The 3,291-nt window shown below is 54.6% G+C and carries 2 rRNA genes; both read right to left on the bottom strand.

Features of this window, described 5'->3' with window-relative positions:
• Positions 1-17 precede the first annotated feature (17 nt).
• Positions 18-132 (bottom strand): 5S ribosomal RNA (gene rrf / locus H9Q09_RS22200).
• A gap of 84 nt (positions 133-216) precedes the next feature.
• A 23S ribosomal RNA gene (locus H9Q09_RS22195) occupies positions 217-3,038 on the bottom strand.
• Positions 3,039-3,291 lie beyond the last annotated feature (253 nt).

Here is a 3,291-nt window from a genome sequence, read left to right as displayed (position 1 = left end):
CAACTTGCGATTTGCAGACCTGGCGGCGACCGACTTTCCCGCGTCTTGAGACGAAGTATCATGGGCGCTGGGGCGTTTCACGGCCGAGTTCGGAATGGGATCGGGTGCGGCCGCCCCGCTAGAACCACCAGGTCGGCAAATGGCAAGTTGGAAGCTGGTCTTTTGGACATTGTGATTGGTGCGCACCCTTTTGGGGGTGGGCATTGACGAATGAGAATGATCAAGCCGATCGAGCGATTAGTACCGGTAAGCTTCATGCGTTGCCGCACGTCCACACCCGGCCTATCAACGTGGTGGTCTACCACGGCTCTGATAGGGAGAACTCGTTTTCAGGTGGGTTTCCCGCTTAGATGCCTTCAGCGGTTATCCCGACCGTACATAGCTACCCTGCACTGCGGCTGGCGCCACAACAGGTCCACCAGAGGTACGTCCAACCCGGTCCTCTCGTACTAGGGTCAGATCCTGTCAATTCTCCTGCACCCACGGCAGATAGGGACCGAACTGTCTCACGACGTTCTGAACCCAGCTCACGTACCGCTTTAATTGGCGAACAGCCAAACCCTTGGGACCTGCTCCAGCCCCAGGATGCGATGAGCCGACATCGAGGTGCCAAACAACCCCGTCGATATGGACTCTTGGGGGTCATCAGCCTGTTATCCCCGGCGTACCTTTTATCCGTTGAGCGATGGCCCTTCCACGCGGGACCACCGGATCACTATGACCGACTTTCGTCTCTGCTCGACTTGTCTGTCTCGCAGTCAGGCGGGCTTATGCCATTGCACTCGACGACCGATTTCCGACCGGTCTGAGCCCACCATCGCGCGCCTCCGTTACTCTTTAGGAGGCGACCGCCCCAGTCAAACTACCCACCATACACTGTCCCGGATCCGGATGACGGACCGCGGTTAGACATCCATGACGATAAGGGTGGTATTTCAAGGATGGCTCCACGCGAGCTGGCGCCCACGCTTCAAAGCCTACCACCTATCCTACACATGCCGACACGAATGCCAGTGTAAAGCTATAGTAAAGGTGCACGGGGTCTTTCCGTCTGACCGCAGGAACCCCGCATCTTCACGGGGAATTCAATTTCACTGAGTCTATGTTGGAGACAGCGGGGAAGTCGTTACGCCATTCGTGCAGGTCGGAACTTACCCGACAAGGAATTTCGCTACCTTAGGACCGTTATAGTTACGGCCGCCGTTTACTGGGGCTTCGATTCAGAGCTTGCACCCCTCCTCTTAACCTTCCAGCACCGGGCAGGCGTCAGACCCTATACGTCGTCTTGCGACTTCGCAGAGCCCTGTGTTTTTGATAAACAGTCGCTACCCCCTGGTCTGTGCCACCCCCACCTACTTGCGTAAATGGGGGTCACGCTTCTTCCGAAGTTACGCGTGCAATTTGCCGAGTTCCTTCAACATAGTTCTCTCAAGCGCCTTGGTATACTCTACCAGTCCACCTGTGTCGGTTTCGGGTACGGTCTATACGGTGGGGCTATTTCCTGGAACCTCTTCACCGCACGATCAATCCAATAAGACCGTACGATACACGAGATCCGTCACTCTCCACCAGGCCCACGATTATTAACGTGGTTCCCATCGACTACGCCTTTCGGCCTCGCCTTAGGGGCCGGCTAACCCTGCTCAGATTAACTTTAAGCAGGAACCCTTGGACTTTCGGCGAGGGAGTCTCTCACTCCCTTTATCGTTACTCATGTCAGCATTCGCACTTCCGATACCTCCAGCAGCCCTCACGGGTCCGCCTTCACAGGCCTACGGAACGCTCCGCTACCGCTCGTCAAAGACGAGCCCACAGCTTCGGTGTATGGCTTGAGCCCCGGTACATTTTCGGCGCAAAGACTCTTGATTAGACCAGTGAGCTGTTACGCTTTCTTTAAATGATGGCTGCTTCTAAGCCAACATCCTGGTTGTTTTGGAGTCTTCACATCCTTTCCCACTTAGCCATAACTTGGGGACCTTAGATGGTGGTCAGGGTTGTTTCCCTCTCCACGACGGACGTTAGCACCCGCCGTGTGTCTGCCGGATAGCACTTCCAGGTATTCGGAGTTTGATTAGGTTTGGTAAGTCGGTGAGACCCCCTAGCCCATTCAGTGCTCTACCCCCTGGAGTGTTCATCCGACGCTCTACCTAAATAGATTTCGCGGAGAACCAGCTATTTCCGAGTTTGATTGGCCTTTCACCCCTAGCCACAAGTCATCCCGATCTATTGCAACAGATATGGGTTCGGTCCTTCAGTGCGTGTTACCGCACCTTCAACCTGCTCATGGCTAGATCACTCGGTTTCGGGTCTAATCCGACGAACTGAACGCCCTGTTCAGACTCGCTTTCGCTACGCCTCCACCTATCGGCTTAAGCTTGCTCGCCAGACTAAGTCGCTGACCCATTATACAAAAGGTACGATGTCACCCAGGACGAACCTTGAGCTCCATCTGTTTGTAGGCATTCGGTTTCAGGTACTATTTCACTCCCCTTGTCGGGGTGCTTTTCACCTTTCCCTCACGGTACTGGTTCGCTATCGGTCATGCACGAGTACTTAGGCTTAGAGGGTGGTCCCCCTAATTTCAGACAGGATTTCACGTGTCCCGCCCTACTCGAGGACCATCGGAGACATTATGCGTACGGGGCTATCACCCACTCTTGCCAGGCTTTCCAACCTGTTCCGCTTCTTCTCTCGATGGCCACTGGCCTGGTCCGCGTTCGCTCGCCGCTACTGACGGAGTCTCGGTTGATGTCCTTTCCTTCGGGTACTTAGATGTTTCAGTTCCCCGAGTTCGCTTCTAACCCCTATGTATTCAGAGTTAGATACCTTTTATAGACACCTGTTAATCCAAACGGTTCGCAAAACACGAAGTCTTGCCAACCGCTTGAACTTAACAGGCGTCAAAGGTGGGTTGCCCCATTCGGAAATCCACGGATCAAAGCTTATTCGCAGCTCCCCATGGCTTATCGCAGCGTATCACGTCCTTCATCGCCTGTGCATGCCAAGGCATTCACCAAATGCCCTTAAGTCACTTGATCATTCTCATCGTCAATGCCCACCATCCCGGCCCCGCCTAAACGGCACCAGGAGAGAGAGGCGAACATTCACAATGTCCTCTTCGAACACCGCAAATCCCGGCAAGGTGTGCAACCTCGTCCAAGATCCTGCAGCGGTGTTCTATCTGTCGACCGGGCGGCTAAACCCGATCGACGAAAGACCAGCTTCTTGAGACAGACCCCGACAATGTGCGGTCAGGCACATCGATCATGGGACGAAAGGCTTGTTGTCTCC

It is taken from the genome of Aurantimonas sp. DM33-3 (assembly GCF_014334315.1).
GTDB classification, from domain to species: Bacteria; Pseudomonadota; Alphaproteobacteria; order Rhizobiales; family Rhizobiaceae; genus Aurantimonas; species Aurantimonas coralicida.
The sequence above is the reverse complement of the archived record's forward strand: the minus strand, read 5'-3'. Positions and strand labels throughout refer to the sequence as shown.